This is a genomic window from Streptomyces sp. NPDC002564 (assembly GCF_042889645.1).
Classification (GTDB): Bacteria; Actinomycetota; Actinomycetes; order Streptomycetales; family Streptomycetaceae; genus Streptomyces.
The window spans coordinates 29,065-47,445 of sequence record NZ_JBIARE010000007.1 but is presented as its reverse complement, the minus strand read 5'-3'; the positions used below and the strand labels follow the sequence as shown (position 1 = coordinate 47,445).

Annotated in this window: 11 protein-coding genes; 5 read left to right on the top strand and 6 right to left on the bottom strand. The window is 74.0% G+C overall.

All coding sequences use genetic code 11. The features are described 5' to 3' along the window. Positions 1 to 40 precede the first annotated feature (40 nt). Positions 41 to 1,045 carry a helix-turn-helix domain-containing protein gene (locus ACFYXE_RS24455; RefSeq protein ID WP_389315642.1) on the bottom strand — a complete coding sequence of 335 codons (1,005 nt, stop codon included), beginning with the start codon at positions 1,043 to 1,045 and terminating at the stop codon, positions 41 to 43. Positions 1,046 to 1,252: 207 nt separating this feature from the next. On the opposite strand from ACFYXE_RS24455, the gene ACFYXE_RS24450 reads away from it, so the two are divergent. From ACFYXE_RS24450 to ACFYXE_RS24440, 3 genes are all read left to right on the top strand, one after another. Continuing rightward, positions 1,253 to 5,020, top strand: a complete 3,768-nt coding sequence (locus ACFYXE_RS24450; protein WP_389315640.1) for a S8 family serine peptidase — start codon at positions 1,253 to 1,255, stop codon at positions 5,018 to 5,020. Positions 5,021 to 5,149: 129 nt separating this feature from the next. Continuing rightward, on the top strand, positions 5,150 to 6,769 hold the full coding sequence (locus ACFYXE_RS24445; RefSeq protein WP_389315638.1) for a protein phosphatase 2C domain-containing protein: 1,620 nt from the start codon (positions 5,150 to 5,152) through the stop codon (positions 6,767 to 6,769). A gap of 120 nt (positions 6,770 to 6,889) precedes the next feature. Then, complete coding sequence (locus tag ACFYXE_RS24440; protein WP_389315636.1) at positions 6,890 to 8,632, top strand: pyruvate dehydrogenase; 1,743 nt, start codon at positions 6,890 to 6,892, stop codon at positions 8,630 to 8,632. Positions 8,633 to 8,662: 30 nt separating this feature from the next. Here ACFYXE_RS24440 and ACFYXE_RS24435 read toward each other — a convergent pair whose 3' ends face one another. After that, positions 8,663 to 11,707, bottom strand: coding sequence for an alpha-mannosidase (locus tag ACFYXE_RS24435; RefSeq protein WP_389315634.1), 3,045 nt, complete (start codon positions 11,705 to 11,707; stop codon positions 8,663 to 8,665). A gap of 177 nt (positions 11,708 to 11,884) precedes the next feature. Here ACFYXE_RS24435 and ACFYXE_RS24430 point away from each other — a divergent pair, with 177 nt between their 5' ends. Further along, positions 11,885 to 12,397, top strand: a complete 513-nt coding sequence (locus tag ACFYXE_RS24430) for an ATP-binding protein (protein ID WP_389315632.1) — start codon at positions 11,885 to 11,887, stop codon at positions 12,395 to 12,397. Between the two features lie 47 nt (positions 12,398 to 12,444). Here ACFYXE_RS24430 and ACFYXE_RS24425 read toward each other — a convergent pair whose 3' ends face one another. Both ACFYXE_RS24425 and ACFYXE_RS24420 read right to left on the bottom strand, forming a co-directional pair. Then, positions 12,445 to 13,518 carry a DUF2637 domain-containing protein gene (locus ACFYXE_RS24425; protein ID WP_389315630.1) on the bottom strand — a complete coding sequence of 358 codons (1,074 nt, stop codon included), beginning with the start codon at positions 13,516 to 13,518 and terminating at the stop codon, positions 12,445 to 12,447. Between the two features lie 220 nt (positions 13,519 to 13,738). Further along, a complete protein-coding gene (locus tag ACFYXE_RS24420) occupies positions 13,739 to 14,602 on the bottom strand; it encodes a (2Fe-2S)-binding protein (RefSeq protein ID WP_389315628.1) in 864 nt (287 codons plus the stop codon). A 139-nt stretch (positions 14,603 to 14,741) separates the two neighbouring features. On the opposite strand from ACFYXE_RS24420, the gene ACFYXE_RS24415 reads away from it, so the two are divergent. Next, the gene (locus tag ACFYXE_RS24415) at positions 14,742 to 15,458 is read left to right on the top strand and encodes a GntR family transcriptional regulator (RefSeq protein WP_389315626.1); all 717 of its coding nucleotides are present in this window, start codon (positions 14,742 to 14,744) and stop codon (positions 15,456 to 15,458) included. Between the two features lie 70 nt (positions 15,459 to 15,528). Here the strand turns inward: ACFYXE_RS24415 and ACFYXE_RS24410 are convergent, their stop codons facing one another. Both ACFYXE_RS24410 and ACFYXE_RS24405 read right to left on the bottom strand, forming a co-directional pair. After that, positions 15,529 to 16,305, bottom strand: coding sequence for a hypothetical protein (locus ACFYXE_RS24410; protein ID WP_361175208.1), 777 nt, complete (start codon positions 16,303 to 16,305; stop codon positions 15,529 to 15,531). 170 nt (positions 16,306 to 16,475) lie between these two features. Continuing rightward, on the bottom strand, positions 16,476 to 18,152 hold the full coding sequence (locus tag ACFYXE_RS24405; RefSeq protein ID WP_361175211.1) for a PucR family transcriptional regulator ligand-binding domain-containing protein: 1,677 nt from the start codon (positions 18,150 to 18,152) through the stop codon (positions 16,476 to 16,478). Positions 18,153 to 18,381: the final 229 nt, after the last annotated feature.

Genomic DNA, 18,381 nt, shown 5'->3' with positions numbered 1-18,381 from the left:
CCCGGCGAAACCGCAGGTCAGGTTAGCCCTGGAGGGGCTGTCACGCTCCGTGGTCCAGGCGCCGTCGGGCCACCCAGTCCCGCTCGTAGGCGTGCCAGCCGAGCTGCAGCCGCGTCGTCACACCCGTCAGCTCCATCAGCCGCTTCACCCGCCGCTGCACCGTCCGCAGCCCCAGGTCGAGCTGCTTGGCGACGCTCGCGTCCGTCAGGCCCGCCAGGAGCAGCGAGAGGATCTCCAGGTCGGTGCCGTCCGGGCCCTCGGGCGCCGCCTCGGTGACCGTCCGCCCGTCCTCGCCCAGGCGCAGCGGCAGCGCCTCGCGCCACACCGCCTCGAAGAGGCCCGTCAGCGATTCGAGCAGCCCGCTCGCGTGCACGACGAGGGCCGCGGGCTCCGCCGTGCGCGAGGTCAGCGGGACCATCGCGAGCGAGCCGTCGGCGATGACCAGCTTCGTCGGGACGCGGTCCACCACCCGCACCTGCTCGTCGCGGCCGATCGCCGCCGCCAGCTCGACCAGGCCGGTCGGCAGGTCGAGGACGGTGCGCTCGACCACCACGCGGTAGCGCACGCCCCGGTCCGCGGCCTGCTCCTCGGCGCTGTTCTCCATGCCGGTGATCGCGACGGGGCTGCCGGTGACCAGCGCGCACACCTCCTCGCTCGCGCCCAGCTGCAGCTGCAGGAAGCGCTGCGAGACGGCCGCCGCCCCGGTCACCACCTCGACCAGGTCGTGCACGGTCGGCTCGGCGGCCTGCGCGCGGTACTCCTCGGCGAGCAGCGTCGCCGCGAGCTCGGCCTTCTCCAGCTCGTGCCGCTGCTGGGTGAGGAGCGCGCCGAGCGCCACCCCGGGCGGCGCCGCCACCCAGCGCCCCGCCCGGCCGGACGCCTGCGCGGCAAGACCGTGCCGTTCCAGGCGCCGCAGCGTCCGCTCGGTCTCCGGCTCGCCCAGGGTGAGCCTGCGGGCCAGGTCGGCGACGTCGGCCGCGCCCACCGACACCAGCGCCCGGTACGCCGACTCGTGCGTCTCGTCCAGACCGATCGCTGCCAGCATGCGGCGACGCCCCTCCCCAATCGCTCCGTTCCGGCGACGCCGTGGCGGGAAAGAGCCACGGCGTAAACCCGCCCCGGGACATCATCCCCGCACCACCCGGCTCTCTGCCAAGGTGACGCCACCGCAGCACCAACCGCGGCCGGATATGCGGCCTTTGGGCCATCTCGGCCTGCGGTCCCGCATGCCCGACGAACCCTGGGGAGAGCGATGCGCCCGATAGCGCGTACGGCACTGGGGGCGGCGTCCGCCGCCGTCCTCGCCGTCACCGCGGCCGTCCCGTCCGCGGCGGAACCACGCCCGTCGACGGAGCGCCCGCCGATCACGGGAAGCACCCCACCGGGCGCATCGAGGGACGGGGGCGGCTCCGTCGTCACCCTGGTCACCGGCGACCGGATCCTGGTGACGTCCGACGGCAGGGGCGGCTCGGGCGCCGCCGCGCTGCCCCGCGAGGACGGCAGCGTGCCGCTCGTCCAGACCCGGCAGTCGGGCAAGGACCTCTACGTCTACCCCGAGGGGTCCGAGCACGCCCTCGCCCGGGGCCTGGTCGACGAGGAACTGTTCAACGTCACCGGGCTCGTCCGGCAGGGCTACGACGACGCGCACAGCAAGAAGCTGCCGCTCATCGCCGTCTACGACCGGTCCGTCGACGTGGCCCGCACGGTGCCCGTCACCCCGCGCGGCGCCGAGCGCGGCCCCGTCCTCGAACCGGTCGGCGGCGTCGCCCTGAAGGCCGACAAGAAGCGGGCCGCCGCCTTCTGGGCGCAGATCACCGACTCCCGGTCCCGCGCCGCCTCCGACCTGACGAAGCTCTGGCTCGACGCCAAGGTCGAGGCGACGCTCGACCGGTCGACCCAGCAGGTGCACGCCCCCGAGGCGTGGGCCGCCGGGTACGACGGCAAGGGCACCAAGGTCGCCGTCCTGGACACCGGGGTCGACGCCGAGCACCCCGACCTCAAGGGCCGCGTCGGCGCGACGAAGAACTTCACCGGGTCCCCGGACACCGAGGACCGACAAGGCCACGGCACCCACACCACCTCCACCGTCGGCGGCACCGGCGCGGCGAGCGGCGGCAGGAAGAAGGGCGTCGCGCCCGGCACCGAACTGCTGCACGGCAAGGTCCTCGACGACACCGGATCCGGCGCCACCTCCTGGATCATCGCGGGCATGCAGTGGGCCGTCGACCAGAAGGCCGACGTCGTCTCCATGAGCCTCGGCAACCCCGCGCGGACCGACTGCACCGACCCCATGAGCACCGCGACCGAGGAACTCGCGCGGTCCGCGAAGGACACCCTCTTCGTCGTCGCCGCGGGCAACACCGGCCCGACCCTCAACTCCGTCTCCTCGCCCGGCTGCGCGCCGGGCGTCCTGACCGTCGGCGCCGTCGACCGCGACGACACCACCGCACCCTTCTCCAGCCGCGGCCCCGCCTACGGCTCGCACACCCTCAAGCCGGAGATCGCCGCGCCCGGCGTCGCCATCTCCGCGGCGGCGGCCGGCGGCCGCGGCCCGTACGCCTACCGGTCGATGAGCGGTACGTCGATGGCGACCCCGCACGTCGCGGGCGCCGCCGCCCTCGTCAAGCAGCGCCACCCCGACTGGAGCGCCCGGCAGATCAAGGCGGCCCTCGTGTCGTCCGCCGACAGCCGCGTGCCCGGCGACGCCCGCGAGACCGGCGGCGGACGCCTCGACGCCAAGGCCGCGATCGACCAGCGGGTGCTCGGCGCGCCCGCCGTGCAGGGCGGCGCCTTCGGCTGGCCGCAGGACGCCTCGGACCGCACCACGGCCGACGTGCCCTACACCAACACCACCGGCAAGAAAGTCACGTTGAAGCTGTCGGTGGCGGGCGTCACCGGCAACGACGGCTCCGCGGTGCGCTCCGGCGTCGCCCGCCTCACCCGGACCTCCGTGACCGTCCCCGCCGGGGCCACCGTCAAGGTGCCGCTGAAGCTCACCCCCGACGCCGCCCTCACCCGCGCCCAGTACGGCGACATCACCGGACGCGTCCTGGCCACCGCGGCCGGTGGCACCCGCGTCTCCACCCCCTTCTCCCTCCACGTCCAGCCGGAGACCGTGAGCCTCCGCGTCAAGCTCGTCGACCGGAACGGCAGGCCCGCCGACGGGGCGTCGTCCGTGGACCTCATCGGCACGGACACCGCGAGCGGCGAGCGGCGCTTCAACGAGGGCGCGCACGACCAGACGTACCAAGTGCGCCCGGGCGCCTACTTCCTGACGGGCTTCGTCGCCACCCCGGACGCCTCCGGCGACGGGCGGCTCACCGACTCCCTCACCCACCTCGCCCGCCCGCAGGTCGAGGTGACGAAGGACATGACCGTCACCCTCGACGCCCGCCGCGCCCACCGGCTCGCGGTCCGCACCGACAAGCCCTCCGAAGTGCGCGGCGCCACCCTCGCGTTCGCCCGCACCTGGGGCAAGGACCACTGGGTGCACGCGGGCACCGCCGCGGGCCCCCGGACGATCCGCGGCTACTACCAGTCCGTCGAGGGCAAGGCCTCCGCGGGGACCTTCGAGTCGGGCAGCTACTGGCGCACCGCGGCCCCGCAGATCTCCGAACTCGCCGTGGCGGGCGGCAAGAAGCTGCACCCCCTGACCGCGTCGACCGGCTCGGCCAACCTGGACGGCACCGGCCGCGCGGCCGTCGTCGACGCCGGGACCGGCACCCCGCAGGAGCTCGCGGCCGCCGCGGTCGAGGGCAGGATCGCCCTGGTCGAGGTCGCGGACAGCGGCAACGCGGCCACCGTCGCCGCCGACGCACACAAGGCCGGCGCCCTCGCGGTCCTCGCCCACCGCGCGGCCCCCGGCCGCTGGTACCCCTCGGCCGGCTTCGCCGGATCCCCGCTGCCGGTCCTCGGCATCCCGACGGAGGAGGCGAGCGCCCTGCTGGCCCGACTGGACGAGGGGCAGGCCGAGTTGACATGGCGCGCCACGGCCAAGAGCCCCTACGTCTACAACCTGGCCTTCCCCGGGACCGGGCAGATCCGGGACGACCGCACCTACCGGGTACGGGACAAGGACCTGGCCGCGAACGAGGCGACCTACCGGGCGATGGGCCGGGCCACCGACTACGTGGACCTGCCGTCGGCGGCCCGGCCCAGCGGCCTGGAGGTCTACTTCGCCGACATCGCGTCCGTCCCGGCCCCCGGCCGGCGCACCGAGTACTACTCGCCGGGCAGCACCGGCTGGGGCCACCAGGTGTCCAGCAGCTTCCCGTTCGGCGAATTCATGATCGACCCGGTGCGCACGTACACCAAGGGCCAGCGGCGCACCGAGACCTGGTACGACGGGGTGCTCACACCGGGCGCGCCGCGCGACGCGGCCGGCGAGGAGGCGCTCGCCGGTGAGCGCCAGGGCAACCTGATCGGGGTGGCCCCCGGTTTCTGGGCCGACGGCGAGCACGGCGGGATCCAGGGCAGCTTCGGCGACATCGGCTCCGTGCGGCTCAAGCGGAACGGTGAGACCGTGGGCGAGTCGGGCTGGCCGTCCGGGGTGTTCGACGTCCCGGCCGAGGACTCCGCGTACGAACTCACCCTCGCCACCCAGAAGATCGGCTCGCGCGTGTGGGAGCGGTCGACGGGCACGGAGACGACCTGGTCCTTCCGCTCCCACCTCGACGAGAACGTCTACTCCCAGGGCATCCCGATGCTCTTCCCGCGCTACGTGCTCCCGGAGGACGGGCTCAAGACGCTGGCCGCGAAGAACGGACAGCGGATTGAACTCGGTGTGACGGGGCACGCGGGCTACCAGCCGGGGAAGATTACGAAGGCGAAGCTTTCGTACTCCTACGACGAGGGCCAGACGTGGACGGCGGCCACCACCGCACGCCACGGCGGCGACTGGAGCGCGACCGTGGACCACGCGGGTGCTTCCGGCAAGCAGGTCTGGCTCAGGACCCAGCTGACGGACGCCCACGGCAACTCCGTCACACAGACCGTGGCCCGCGCCTACGACGTGCGCTAGCCACACCGGCCCCGCCGGGCGGTCCTCCTGTGGGGGGTGGGCCCGCCCGGCGGCCCCTGTCGTCACCGCTGGGGCCGGATTTTCCCGATGCACCGTTTTCGTACGGCCCCAGCGGTGGAAAATAGGGGCATGAGCCAGCAGGGGGAGAGGTCCACCGGCCGCGAAGACGACTGGTGGGGACAGCTGTACGACGACGCGGCGCCGGACACGGGCCCGGCGCCCGCATCGGACACGCTCGACGACAGGTTCGCCTCGGCGTCGGTCACGGTGCGGGAAGGACTCCCCGCGGCACGCGAGCCGCATCCCGCGCCACCCGACGCCACCCCTCCCGCGCCACCCCCGCCACGAGCCGCGCCCGATCCCGCCCCCACGGCCGCCCCCACGGACGGCAAAATCCCGCCCGAACGGGCCCCCGGGGCGGAGAACTTTGCGGGTGCGGACGGTACGGACCCGACGGACCGGCCCCCGGCGGACCCGCCCGACATCCCCGCGGCACCGCCCGGCGCCCCGCCGGAACGCCGCACCCCCGCCCCTCACCCGCCCACCTTCACCGCCCCGCCGCCCTGGGCACCGCCCCCCGCCGCACCCCGCCCGGTGACCTCCCCGGCCGGGGAGGCCACCGGGCCCGGCGCCGCGGGCCCGGCCGGGAAACGGGACGCCTACTCGCCCCCCTCCACGGAGGAACCACGGCCCGCGGCGCCCGCATCGCACGTCCCCGGCCCGACCGCCGCCCCCCGTCCCGCCGCCCCGCCCCCGCCGGAACCGGAACGCGCCCCGTGGAGCCAGGCACCGCCCGCCTTCGTGGGCGACGGCCCGCCGACCTACGAGGCCGAGCCCACCGTGCTGCCCCCCGCCGACCCGGACGACCTCGGCGACCTCGTCGCCGACACCGTCCTCGACGGCGCCCGGTACGGGGCGAGCACGCTGCGCGCCGCCTCCGTGCGCGGGGACTCCGCCCGCTACCGGGGCGAGCCGCGCCGCGACGCCCTGCTCACCGCCCGCTTCGGCACCGGACAGGACGCCCTGGTGCTCGTCGCCATGGCCACCGGCGCCCGCGCCACCCCGGGCGCGCACCGGGCCGCCGCCGAGGCGTGCGGGTGGATCGGCCGGGCCGTGGGCCGCAGCCACCGGCGGCTCGCCGAGGACATCAGGGCCGCCCGGCGCGGCGACCTGAAGTCGGGGCTGCACCGCCTCACCGACCGCAGCCTCGGCAAGCTCCGCGCCCGCGCCGCCGACCTGGGCCTCGAACCCGACGAGTACGCCGCGTCGCTGCGCTGCCTGCTGCTGCCCGCCGACCCGCAGTGCCGCACCCGCGTCTTCTTCGGCGTCGGCGGCGGCGGCCTCTTCCGCCTGCGGGACGGGGCGTGGCAGGACATCGAGCCCCGCATCGCCGACACCACCGGGGAGGCCGTCGTCGGCTTCGGCTCGCTGCCGCAGCCCCAGGACGCCGACCGGCTCACCATGGACCTGGGCATCACCACGCCCCCGAGCCCCTACGAGCCCGCCCCCGAGCCGCCCCGCGACCCCTTCCGTTTCCGTGCCTCGGTCGCCCGCCCGGGTGACACGCTCGTGCTGTGCAGCGGGGGCCTGGCCGAGCCGCTGCGCGGCGAGCCGGAGCTGGCCGAACACCTCACCCGCAGGTGGGAGAAGACCGCTCCGCCCGGGCTCGCCGCCTTCCTGGCCGACATCCAGGTACGGGTCAAGGGGTACGCCGACGACCGGACGGCGGCGGCCGTCTGGGAGGCATGACCGCCGCACCTGTGACTTCATGGACCCGAGGAACGACCGGACGAAAGCACGAGTGAAGACCGGGTCCAGGGGTCACACGGGGTGAGCCACGGTTCACCAGCGTCGAGAGGTGCGTACAGCATGGCCAAGCAGAACGTCGCCGAACAGTTCGTCGACATCCTCGTCCGCGCGGGCGTCAAGCGCCTGTACGGAGTCGTGGGCGACAGCCTCAACCCGGTCGTGGACGCCATCCGCCGCACCAAGGAGATCGACTGGGTCCAGGTGCGGCACGAGGAGACCGCCGCCTTCGCGGCCGGCGCCGAGGCCCAGATCACCGGCAGCCTGGCCGCCTGCGCGGGCTCCTGCGGCCCCGGCAACCTGCACCTGATCAACGGCCTCTACGACGCGCACCGCTCCATGGCGCCGGTGCTGGCCCTGGCCTCGCAGATCCCGTCCAGCGAGATCGGCCTCGGCTACTTCCAGGAGACGCACCCCGACCAGCTGTTCCGCGAGTGCAGTCACTACAGCGAGCTGATCTCCACGCCGAAGCAGATGCCCCGGCTGCTGCAGACCGCCATCCAGCACGCCGTCGGACAGAGCGGCGTCGCCGTCGTCTCGCTGCCCGGCGACGTCGCCTCCGAGGCCGCGCCGGACAAGGCCGCGGAGACGGCCCTGGTCACCTCGCGGCCCTCGGTGCGGCCCGGCGACGCCGAGATCGAGAAGCTCGCCGAGATGATCGACGCGGCGGACCGGGTCACCCTGTTCTGCGGCAGCGGCACGGCGGGCGCGCACGCCGAGGTGATGGAGTTCGCCGAGAAGATCAAGTCCCCGGTGGGCCACGCGCTGCGCGGCAAGGAGTGGATCCAGTACGACAACCCGTACGACGTGGGCATGAGCGGTCTGCTCGGCTACGGCGCCGCCTACGAAGCCACCCATGAGTGCGACCTGCTCATCCTGCTCGGCACGGACTTCCCCTACAACGCCTTTCTGCCCGACGACGTGAAGATCGCCCAGGTCGACGTGCGCCCCGAGCACCTGGGCCGGCGCTCCAAGCTGGACCTCGCGGTCTGGGGCGACGTGCGCGAGACGCTGCGCTGTCTGACCCCGCGCGTCTCGCCGAAGTCCAACCGCAAGTTCCTCGACAAGATGCTCAAGAAGCACGCGGACGCCTTGGAGGGCGTCGTCAAGGCGTACACCCGCAAGGTCGAGAAGCACGTCCCCATCCACCCCGAGTACGTCGCCTCGGTCCTGGACGAGCTCGCCGCCGACGACGCGGTGTTCACCGTCGACACCGGCATGTGCAACGTCTGGGCGGCCCGCTACATCAGCCCCAACGGCAAGCGCCGCATCATCGGTTCGTTCAGCCACGGCTCGATGGCGAACGCGCTGCCGCAGGCGATCGGCGCCCAGTTCGTCGACCGCAAGCGGCAGGTCGTCTCGATGTCGGGCGACGGCGGCTTCTCGATGCTGATGGGCGACTTCCTCACCCTCGTCCAGCACGACCTGCCGGTGAAGGTCGTACTGTTCAACAACTCCTCGCTGGGCATGGTCGAGCTGGAGATGCTGGTGGCGGGCCTGCCCTCCTTCGGCACCACGAACCACAACCCGGACTTCGCCGCGGTCGCCCGCGCCGCCGGGGCCTACGGCGTGCGGGTGGAGAAGCCCAAGCAGCTCGCGGGCGCCCTCAAGGACGCCTTCGCGCACAAGGGCCCGGCCCTCGTCGACATCGTGACCGACCCGAACGCCCTCTCCATCCCGCCCAAGATCAGCTCGGAGATGGTGACCGGCTTCGCCCTCTCCGCCAGCAAGATCGTCCTGGACGGCGGCGTCGGCCGGATGCTGCAGATGGCCCGCTCCAACCTGCGGAACGTGCCGAGGCCGTGACACCGGCCCCGGCACCCGCACCCGCCCGGGTCAGGCGGGCCGCAGCCGCAGCGTGAGGATCTGGAACGGCCGCAGCGCGAGGTCCAGTCCGGCCTCGCCGGTGCTCGCCTCGTGCAGCGGGCGCTCCAGCAGGTCCGTCACCTCGGCCCGGGCCACCGGGAACGACGTGGCGAGGGTCGCCGCGGCCCGGCCGCCCCGCGATTCGTAGAGTCGTACGACGACGTCGCCGCTGCGGTCGTCGGCGAGCTTGACCGACTCGACGGTGACCGCCGGATGGTCGACGCCCACCAGCGGCGCCAGGACCGGCGCGTCGGCGACCCGCAGCGGCAGATTGAGGGCGAGCCCCTCCGCCACCGCGTCGCCGACCCCCGCGCCGGGCAGCAGCGCGTACGTGAACCGGTGCGTGCCCTGGTCCGTCTCGGGGTCGGGGCTGTGCGGGGCCCGCAGCAGCGTCAGCCGCACGGTGGTGCCCAGGATGCCGTCGTGCCCGGTGCGGGTCACCTCGTGGCCGTAGGTGGCGTCGTTGAGCACCGCGACGCCGTACCCCTCCTCGGCCACCCGCAGCCAGCGGTGCGCGCAGATCTCGTAACGCGCCGCGTCCCATCCGGTGTTGGCGTGCGTGGGCCGGTGCACGTGGCCGAACTGGATCTCGGCGGCGGACCGTTCGGCGTGCACGTCCAGCGGGAACGCGGCCTTGAGGACCTTCTCCGACTCGCGCCAGTCGACGTCCGTGACGACGTCCACGCGCCGGCTGCCCGCCGCGAGCCGGATCTCCTGGGTGATCCGGGAGGCGCCGAAGGCCCGCACCACCCGCACCGCGACCCGCAGCGGCCCGTCCTCGACCAGCTCGACGGACTCCGCCTGCGTGAGGTCGGTGTGCCGGCGCCGGTAGTGCCGGTCCAGGTCCCAGGCGTCGTAGTGCGTGGGGTGGTCGGGGTGCAGCTGGAGGAGGTTGGCGGGGGCGGCCAGCACTTCGCGGCCCGCGTCCAGGTCCCGGACCGAGGTCAGCAGGCCCGCCGCGTCGACGCTCACGCTCAGGTGCTCGTTGGTCAGCAGGATCGTGTCGCCGGTGGTGTGCGCGAGCGCGCCGGGGCCGGCGGCGGGGGCGGCGTCGAGGCTCTGCGTGCCGAGCGCGGGGACGTCGACGCGCGCCAGGGTGCCGTCCCCCCGGTCGACGACCTCGCTGCGCGGGTAGGGCGAGGCGTTGAGCACCGCGGGCCCGCCCGGACCCAGCGAGCGGGCCGCCGCCGCGGTGAGCCCGTCGAGCTCGGCGAGCACCCGCTCGTACGTCTCGCGGGCCTCCCGGTGCACCCAGGCGATCGAGGAGCCCGGCAGGATGTCGTGGAACTGGTGCAGCAGCACCGTCTTCCACAGCCGGTCGAGCGTGTCGTAGGGGTAGACGTACGCCGGGTCGCGCACCGCCGCCGCCGTGCACCACAACTCCGCCTCGCGCAGCGCGTGTTCCCCGCGCCGGTTGCCGCGCTTGGTGGCCGCCTGGGTGGTGTACGTGGCCCGGTGCAGCTCCAGGTACAGCTCGCCGGACCAGACCGGGGCCTGTGCGCCGTACTCCTCCTCGGCCGCAGCGAAGAACGCCGAGGGCTTCTCGATCTCGACGCGCGGCGAGCCCTCCAGGGAGCGCAGCCGCCGGGCCCGCTCCATCATCTCGCGGGTGGGCCCGCCCCCGCCGTCGCCCCAGCCGAACGGCACCAGGGAGCGGGACGCCCGCCCCTTGTCCGCGAAGTTCCGCTCGGCGTGGGCGAGTTCGGCGCCGTGGAACTGGGAGTTGTAGGTGTCCACGGGCGGGAAGTGGGTGAAGACGCGGGTGCCGTCGATGCCCTCCCACCAGAACGTGTGGTGCGGCATCTTGTTGCTCTGGTTCCAGCTCAGCTTCTGGGTGAGGAACCAGCGCACGCCCGCCAGCTTCGCCAGCTGCGGGAAGGCGGCCGTGTAGCCGAAGGAGTCCGGCAGCCAGATCTCCTCGGTCTCGACGCCGAGCTCCTCGCGGAAGAACCGCATGCCGTGCGTGATCTGGCGCGCGAGCGCCTCGCCGCCGGGCATGTTGGCGTCCGACTCGACCCACATCGAGCCCACCGGGGCCCAGGTGCCGTCGGCCACGGCCTTCTTGATGCGCTCCCAGATGTGCGGCTGGTGCTCCTTGACCCAGGCGTACTGCTGGGCCTGCGAGCAGGCGAAGACCAGCTCCGGGTACTCCTCGGCCAGCGCCGTCACGTTGGCGAAGGTCCGCGAGGCCTTGCGCACCGTCTCGCGCAGGGGCCACAGCCACGCCGAGTCGATGTGCGCGTGACCGGTCGCCGACACGCGGTGGGCGCTGGCGTGCGCGGGCCGCGCGAGGACCTCGGCGAGCGCGGCGCGGGCCGCTGCCGCCGTGCCGGAGACGTCGTGCAGATCGAGCGCGTCGAGCATGTCCTCCAGGGCCCGCAGGATCTCGTGCCGGCGCGGACGGTCGGCGTCCAGTTCGTTCATCAGCTCGGAGAGGACCTCGATGTCCAGCGTCAGCCGCCACACGTCCTCGTCCAGTACGGCGACATCGGCAGACGCGAATCGGTAGATCGGGGTAGAGCCTGCGGTCAGGACGTCGCCGAGGGGCGTCGGCACGAAGTCGTGCAGAACGGCGGGATTGGCCGCCGCTTCCAGGAGTAGGTGCACCGGCTCGCCGCCCCGCGCCGGGGAGGCCACCGGAATATGCCGATTGCGCGGGTGAATGCCCTTGAGCGGCACGCCGTGCGCGTCGTACACCAGGCCCTCCGCCTGGAAACCGGGACCCTCGCCGGTGAACCCCGGATCGATCACCACCTCGACCCGGCTGCCGCGCCACTCCTCGGGCACCTGTCCTTGAATCCGGAACCAACTGGTGGACCAGGGGTTTCCCCACTCCGTGCCGGCCTCGAAGGGCTCGTACACCGCGTCGAGGGCGGTCCCGACGGGCACCGGCTCGCCCGGCGCGTGCCAGACGGAGAGGGCGAGCGGCGCGCGCCGCGCGTACTGGGCGGGGCGGATGAACTGGCGCAGCGCCCGTTCCAGGCGGCCTTCCACCAGCAGTCTGTCGTCGTGCACGCGGGCTCCTCGGAAACGCTCGGCGGTGGGGTCCACCGCTTCACTTCCCCCCATCCCCGCGGCGCACCCCCGCCGGTGGTTGACGATTCGACAGGCGTGCCGCCATGGGCCCTGGGCATGCATTCCGTGAAGTTGTTCGAGCAGGGAGGCAGAGACATCGCTCTGTGGGCGGGGGTCATGACGAGGCAGTCACGCAGGGGCGGCCCCGGGGGAATCGGGGCCTCTCCACCGGACGTACAGGAGAAGAGAGCCGGTGAGGCGCGGGGCGGACCCGACCGGGGTCAGCTCACGCGCAGGCTGGGCAGAGCGGATCTGCGCGCGGTCCCCGAGGTCAGGAGGGCCCTGCGGGAGCTCCTGGGGCACTGGGGGAAGCCCGGACGGGCCGAGACGGCGGAGCTGCTCACCAGCGAACTGGTCACCAACGCACTGGTGCACACCGATCACGAGGCGTTCGTCACCGCGACCCTGGGCCCGCACGGCCTGCGCGTCGAGGTGCGGGACTTCGTGGGGCACCACCCCGAGCCGCGCGTACCGAACGCCGACGACGGTACGAACGGCCGTGGCCTGATCCTCGTGCAGTCCCTCGCGGACGCATGGGGCGTGCGGGCGCACGGGGTGGGCAAGGCGGTCTGGTTCGAGCTGGACGGCGGCGGCACGGCGTGTGCCCTGCCGCCGCCGCCCGACGTTTGACGACGCATCACCTCATCTGCGGGTCGGGCCCGGCGGCGCGTCCGGCCTCAGCCGAACTGCTGCTCCAGGTCCTTGAGCTTCTGCTCCAGCGAGTCGAGCCGGGGCAGGGCCTGCGTGTCGTCCTCGGCCGTCAGGTCGACCGGGACGGGAGCGACGGGCGCGGAGCCGTCAGGGCCGTTCTTCACGGCCTGGAGGGAGGGACGGGAGCGTACCGGCAGCTGTTCCTGCGCCGCTATGGCAGGGTCCGCGCCGACTTGCGCGGACCCGGCGGCCGGAGCGACGGCCTGCACATCCACCTGACGGCCGCCGCCCCGGCCCTGCCAGTTCCTGTGTCCTCTGCTGAGCGCCTTGAGCTGGGCACGCTCCAGCTTCTCCTGGTCGCGCCTGCGCAGCCGCGTGGCCTCCTTCTCCCGGCGGTCCTCGCGGACCTCCTCGACGGCCTCGTCCAGGGTGCGGACGCCCTCCAGGAGCATCAGCGACCAGGCGCCGAAGGTCTCCCGGGGGGCCCGCAGCCACCGCACGATGCGGATCTGCGGCAGCGGCCTGGGCACCAGGCCCTGCTCGCGCAGCGCCGCCCGGCGGGTCTGCTTCAGCGCGCGGTCGAACAGCACCGCCGCCGAGAGCGACATCCCGGCGAAGAAGTGCGGGGCACCGGCATGGCCCAACCCCCGGGGCGCGTGCACCCAGTTGAACCAGGCGGCCGCGCCGGCGAACGTCCACACGAGCAGGCGCGAACCGAGGGCCGCGTCGCCGTGGCTCGCCTCGCGCACGGCGAGGACGGAACAGAACATCGCGGCGCCGTCGAGGCCGAACGGGACCAGGTACTCCCAGCCCCCGGAGAGGCTGAGGTTCTGCTGCCCGAAGCCGACCAGGCCGTGGAAGGAGAGCGCGGCGGCGACCGCCGCACAGCAGAACAGCAGCACGTAGGAGGCGGTGCCGTAGACGGCCTCCTTGCGCCTGCGGCGTTCCTCGCTGCGTTCCCAGGAGTCGTCGCCGTCGCCTCCCTTGGCCTTGCCGTGGCCTCGCTTGCCGCGCGCGAGCACCGCCACCGCCACCAGCATGCCCAGGAGCAGGACGCCGCCGGGGAGCAGCCAGTCCAGCGATATGTCGGTCAGTCTCATCTGGGGTCCCTTGCATCGCGGTAGGGCGTATCGGGCGCCATATTGACCCAATCCCGAAGGCCCTCAAGGGGATTCGGGGCAAGAAGAACGCCAAGGAGGTGCAAGGGGGCACGCACGGCGTAGTTTTGCTCGAACTCGCGGCGGGGGACCGGCTGTTGAGTTCGATTAAACGTGCGCGAAGGGGTGGTTCAGACGGCGGGGTGTGCGGATGGCCCCGCGGTCAGCCCGCCGCGGCCGTCTCGGTCAGCCGCGCGACGCGCTCCGCGTCGCAGGTGCGCGGGCAGGTGACGCACGGGTCGTCGGGGCGCAGCGTGTAGAACATGCAGCAGCTCGCCCGGTCGCGGGTCGGCAGCTTCTCGCCGTTCGGTCCGGTCAGTTCGCGGAATCCGGCCGTGCCCACGTACGGCTTGGTGGCGCCCGGCAGCAGCCGCTCCAGCTCCGTCATCGCGCGCTGCTCCTCGCCGAGCAGGTGTGCCACGTACCAGAGACCCTCGACGATCTCGTCCGTGGCCAGGCTCCACAGGAAGCGCGAGCGGCGGCGCATCCGGGGGCCGAAGCCGTCCAGGAGCGGGCCGAGGTGGTGGGCGACCGAGGCCCGCACCTCCGCGCGCAGGGCCTCCTCGTCCGGGACGACGCGGGCGCCGGGCAGGCTCGCCGCCGGGTCGCCGGGCAGACAGGCGAAACCGTCCGTCCGTACGGCCAGACGGCCCAGCGTGCGCTGGAAGGAGACGTCGGCGACCGGGAAGCGCGGGACGCGGCGGTGCAGGAACCAGGGGACCGTGATCAGCAGCGTGGCCGGCCAGGCGTAGCGGTGCAGGCCGAAGCTGGCCACGACGTCGGGGCGCGCCTGGACGCCGTAGTCCTTCAGGACCTGCGCGTTGTCCCAGGCGAGAAATGCTTCGAGGTCGGCCCCGCCCTCCGCGAGCCGGGCGGCGGTGACCCAGCCGCCGCCCTGTGGGGCCTTCTCCTCGGGACCGAGCTCGGTGACGCGCAGTCCTGTGTACACCTCGTGGAGGCGGGCATAGGAGTCCGCTACGGCACTGGGGGCGCCCTGGGAGGGGGCGGCCAAGGTGGGGACGGACATGCGGGGGACCACCGAATCGCGATCGATAGCAGGTTAGCCTTACCTTACCCGACGTGATCGAGGTTTCAACTCCTGTCGCGTCCGCCTAGGGTGCCTCTCGTACCTTTCACAGAAGTCACAGGCAGGGCGGGCGTACGTCGTGGAGCAGACCGGAGCGCGCGAGGAGGATCCCCTCGCCGGGGCGCCGCGCGTCCGGGTGCCGCAGCAGGCCGACGCGCGCGGGCGCAGGACCGTCCGGCGCAGCTCCGTGCGCGGGCAGATCCTCGACGCGCTGCGGGCCGCCCTCGTCGGCGGCGATCTCGCGCCCGGCGAGGTGTACTCCGCGCCGGCCCTGGGGGAGCGCTTCGGGGTCTCCGCGACCCCCGTGCGCGAGGCGATGCAGCAGCTGGCCGTCGAGGGGGCCGTCGAGGTCGTCCCCAACCGCGGCTTCCGGGTCACCGAGCGGAGCTCCCGCGAGCTGGCCGAGCTCGCCGAGGTGCGGGCGCTGATCGAGGTGCCGGTGATGCTGCGGCTCGCCCGCACGGTGCCGGCGGCGCGCTGGGCCGAGCTGCGGCCGCTGGCCGAGGCGACCGCGAGGGAGGCGGCGAGCGGTGACCTGGCCCGCTACGCCGAGTCGGACCGCGCCTTCCACGGCGCGGTGCTCGCCCTGTCCGGCAATCAGCAGCTCGTCCAGGTGGCGGGCGACCTGCACCGGCGCTCGCAGTGGCCCCTGGTGAGCGGCCCCGTCGCGGGGCGCAGGGCCGACCTGGTGGCGGACGCGGCCGAGCACATGGCCCTGCTCGACGCGCTGGCCGCCCGGGACCTGGCGGTGGTCTCGGCGCTGGTGGGGGAGCACTTCACCGGCTCCGGGGGCTGAGTGCCCCGGCCGTACGGACGTCGGGCCCGCGGACCGTGCGGTCCGCGGGCCCGACGGGGTGCCCGGTGCGTTACGCGGCCGCGGGCGGCGGCGTCAGGTGCTGGGCCAGCCAGGACGGCACGCCGCCCAGCAGGCGGAAGAGGCGGGTGGCCTCGGCGCGCAGCCGGGTGGCCTCCGGCTCCGGTTCCGCCTCCGCGAGCGCGGCGAGCGCGGGAGCCGTGCCGACCAGGTAGCCGAGCTCCTCACGGATGCGCAGCGACTCGGCGAAGCCGTGCCGGGCCTCCGCCAACTCGCCGTCCCGCAGGGCGAGTCCGGCCAGATGGCGCCAGGTGAAGGAGAGCAGCAGGGAGTCGGAGTGCACCGTCGCCCCCGCGTGCGCCCTGCGGTAGGCCGCCTTCGCGGACTGCGGGGAGTCCGCGATGTGCTCGGCTATCAGCCCCCTGCGGAAGTCCAGGAGCGGCCGGCCCGGTGCGTTCGGGGCGAGCAGCGCGGCCGCCCTGCCGAGCGCCGTACGCGCTTCGTCGGCCCGGTCGCGTACCCCGAGGACCGTGGAGGCGTACGCCAGTTGACCCCGCTCGCAGGCCGCCGCGCCCCGGTCGTCGTCGTCCTCGGCGAGCGCCTCCGCGGTCCGCAGGCCGTCCTCGGCCTCGCCCCAGCCGTCCCCGGTGAACAGGCACCGCTCGACGAGGAGCGCCGTCCGCTGGAGCGCGGCCGCGGCCCCGGCCCGCGAGGCGAGCAGCGCCGCAGCGTCGGTCCAGCAGCCGCGCGAGCGCAGCCGCCATACCGCGGTCTGGAGTGGATCGTGCTCTGCAGTCGTTCCGGTACCAGACATGGCGGTATGCGCCACGTTGCCCTCCCCGAGCACACCATTGAGCTGTTGAGTCGTGGGCGAATCTCAGCATGGATCCCGGCGTCCGGCCAAGAGGCTGGGTGAAAGAATTCACAAAGGGCGGGCAAGGAAAACCGTTCGAGCCGACCGGCGCCCCGCGCCGCCGGTCGGCCCCCCGGCGGATTCCCTCAGCTCATCCGCAGCGCGAGGAAGAAATCGAGCTTGTCCTCCAGGCGCGAGAGGTCACGGCCCGTCAACTGCTCGATCCGGCCCACCCGGTAGCGCAGCGTGTTGACGTGCAGGTGCAGCCGGGAGGCGCACCGGGTCCACGAGCCGTCGCAGTCGAGGAACGCCTCCAGGGTCGGGATGAGCTCCGCGCGGTGGCGCTGGTCGTACTCCCGCAGCGGGTCCAGGAGCCGCGCGGTGAACGCCCGGCGCACGTCGTCCGGCACGAATGGCAGCAGCAGGACGTGCGAGGCCAGCTCCTGGTGTCCGGCGGCGCAGACCCGGCCCGGGCGGGCTGCGGCGACCCGGCGGGCGTGCCGGGCCTCCTCCAGGGCGCCGCGCAGTCCCTCCGCCGAGTGCACGGACGCGCTGACGCCCAGCGTCAGGCGGCCGTCGTCGGCGAGGCCCGCCGACAGCGGGTCGTGCACGGAGGCCAGCAGCGAGTCGGCGAGCAGGCCCGTCTCGGAGCCGTCCTGCTCGTTGGAGACCGCGGGCAGCGGGACCAGCGCGATCGCCTCGTCACCGGTGTGCGCGACCGCGATCCGGTCGGACGGCTCGGGGCCCGCCGACAGCGGGTCGACGAGGATCTCCTCCAGGAGCGACTGGGCGACCGGGCCGCCGTCGATGTCACCGCCCTCCCACTCCACCCGGGCCACCACGACCTGCCAGTGCGGGGCCGAGCCGAGCCCCGGGAGCAGCACCGGGGCGGCGACGCGCAGCCGGGCCGCGATCTCGGCGGGCGCGGCGCCCGTCTGGACCAGTTCGAGGACCTCCTGGGCCAGCCTGCGCCGCACCGTGCGGGCCGCGTCGCGCCGGTCCCGCTCGACGGCGATGAGCTGGGTCACGCCCTGGAGCAGATCCAGCCGCTCCTCGGGCCAGTCGCCCGCGTCGGCCTCGACGGCGAGCACCCAGTCGGACAGCACCGACTCGCGCACGTCGCGGGAGGCGCCGGCCGTGCCGCGGCCACTGGTCCGAACGGGGAACAGCGAGTACGTGAGCGAGTCCACCGTCACCCGGTGCGGCCCGCGCCGGCCGGTGCGGACGGCCGCCAGGTGCTCCCCGGCGAGCCGGGCGCACAGGGCCGCGGGCAGGGCGGTGCCCGCCGCGCCCGACCCGGCGATCACCCGTCCGGCCGGGGAGAGTACCCAGGCCCGCAGGTCCAGGTCGGTGCCGAGCAGGTCGAGGACGACGTCGGGGCCGCCGCCCGCCGGGCCGGAGGTCATCAGGCGCCGGTGCCGGTCGACCACGGCCGCCAGGTCCCCCGCGCGCTCGCCGGAGACCTGGCGCACGACGTGCTCGGTGATCGTGGCGAAGGCGACGGATTCGTTGACCGCGAAGAGCGGCAGCCGGTGCCGGGCGCAGGCCTCGACGATGTCGTCGGGGATGTCGCCGAGCTCGGCCTCGCCGGCCGCCAGGGCCGCCACCCCGGCGCCGGCGAGGATCCGTACGAAGGGCTCGGTGTCCGCGGCGTCGCGGCGCCAGGCGAGGCCGGTCAGGACCAGCTCGCCGCCCGCCAGGTAGCGGCTGGGGTCCCGCAGGTCCGTGGTCATCACACCGCGCACGGTGCGGTCCAGCTCGTCCTCGCCGCCGAGCAGCCGCAGGCCCAGCGCGTCGGTGTCAAGGAGTGCGCGCAGCCGCATGGTGTCGTCGCCGCCGATCTGTCTCGAATGGTGTGTACAAACATGTGCGCTCTGTAGCGCCGGGGCCCTGTGTCGCAGAGCAGCGCCGGTTTCCGGGGGGAATCCGCGAGGTTACTGGGGCCCGTTCTTCATACGAATCTACAAGACGCGCGGCTTGGCCAGCCAACTCCTTCATGGTTTCGGTGACTGACCCCATCGGACGACCGGGCGGTGTACTTGGCCCACTCCG

What these genes read in the sequence shown, in the direction of transcription:
- ACFYXE_RS24425 (WP_389315630.1), bottom strand. Translation starts at nt 13,518, where the DNA reads ATGAGACTGACCGACATATCGCTGGACTGGCTGCTCCCCGGCGGCGTC.
- ACFYXE_RS24405 (WP_361175211.1), bottom strand. Translation starts at nt 18,152, where the DNA reads ATGCGGCTGCGCGCACTCCTTGACACCGACGCGCTGGGCCTGCGGCTG.
- ACFYXE_RS24420 (WP_389315628.1), bottom strand. Translation starts at nt 14,602, where the DNA reads ATGTCCGTCCCCACCTTGGCCGCCCCCTCCCAGGGCGCCCCCAGTGCC.
- ACFYXE_RS24440 (WP_389315636.1), top strand. Translation starts at nt 6,890, where the DNA reads ATGGCCAAGCAGAACGTCGCCGAACAGTTCGTCGACATCCTCGTCCGC.
- ACFYXE_RS24450 (WP_389315640.1), top strand. Translation starts at nt 1,253, where the DNA reads ATGCGCCCGATAGCGCGTACGGCACTGGGGGCGGCGTCCGCCGCCGTC.
- ACFYXE_RS24455 (WP_389315642.1), bottom strand. Translation starts at nt 1,045, where the DNA reads ATGCTGGCAGCGATCGGTCTGGACGAGACGCACGAGTCGGCGTACCGG.
- ACFYXE_RS24445 (WP_389315638.1), top strand. Translation starts at nt 5,150, where the DNA reads ATGAGCCAGCAGGGGGAGAGGTCCACCGGCCGCGAAGACGACTGGTGG.
- ACFYXE_RS24430 (WP_389315632.1), top strand. Translation starts at nt 11,885, where the DNA reads ATGACGAGGCAGTCACGCAGGGGCGGCCCCGGGGGAATCGGGGCCTCT.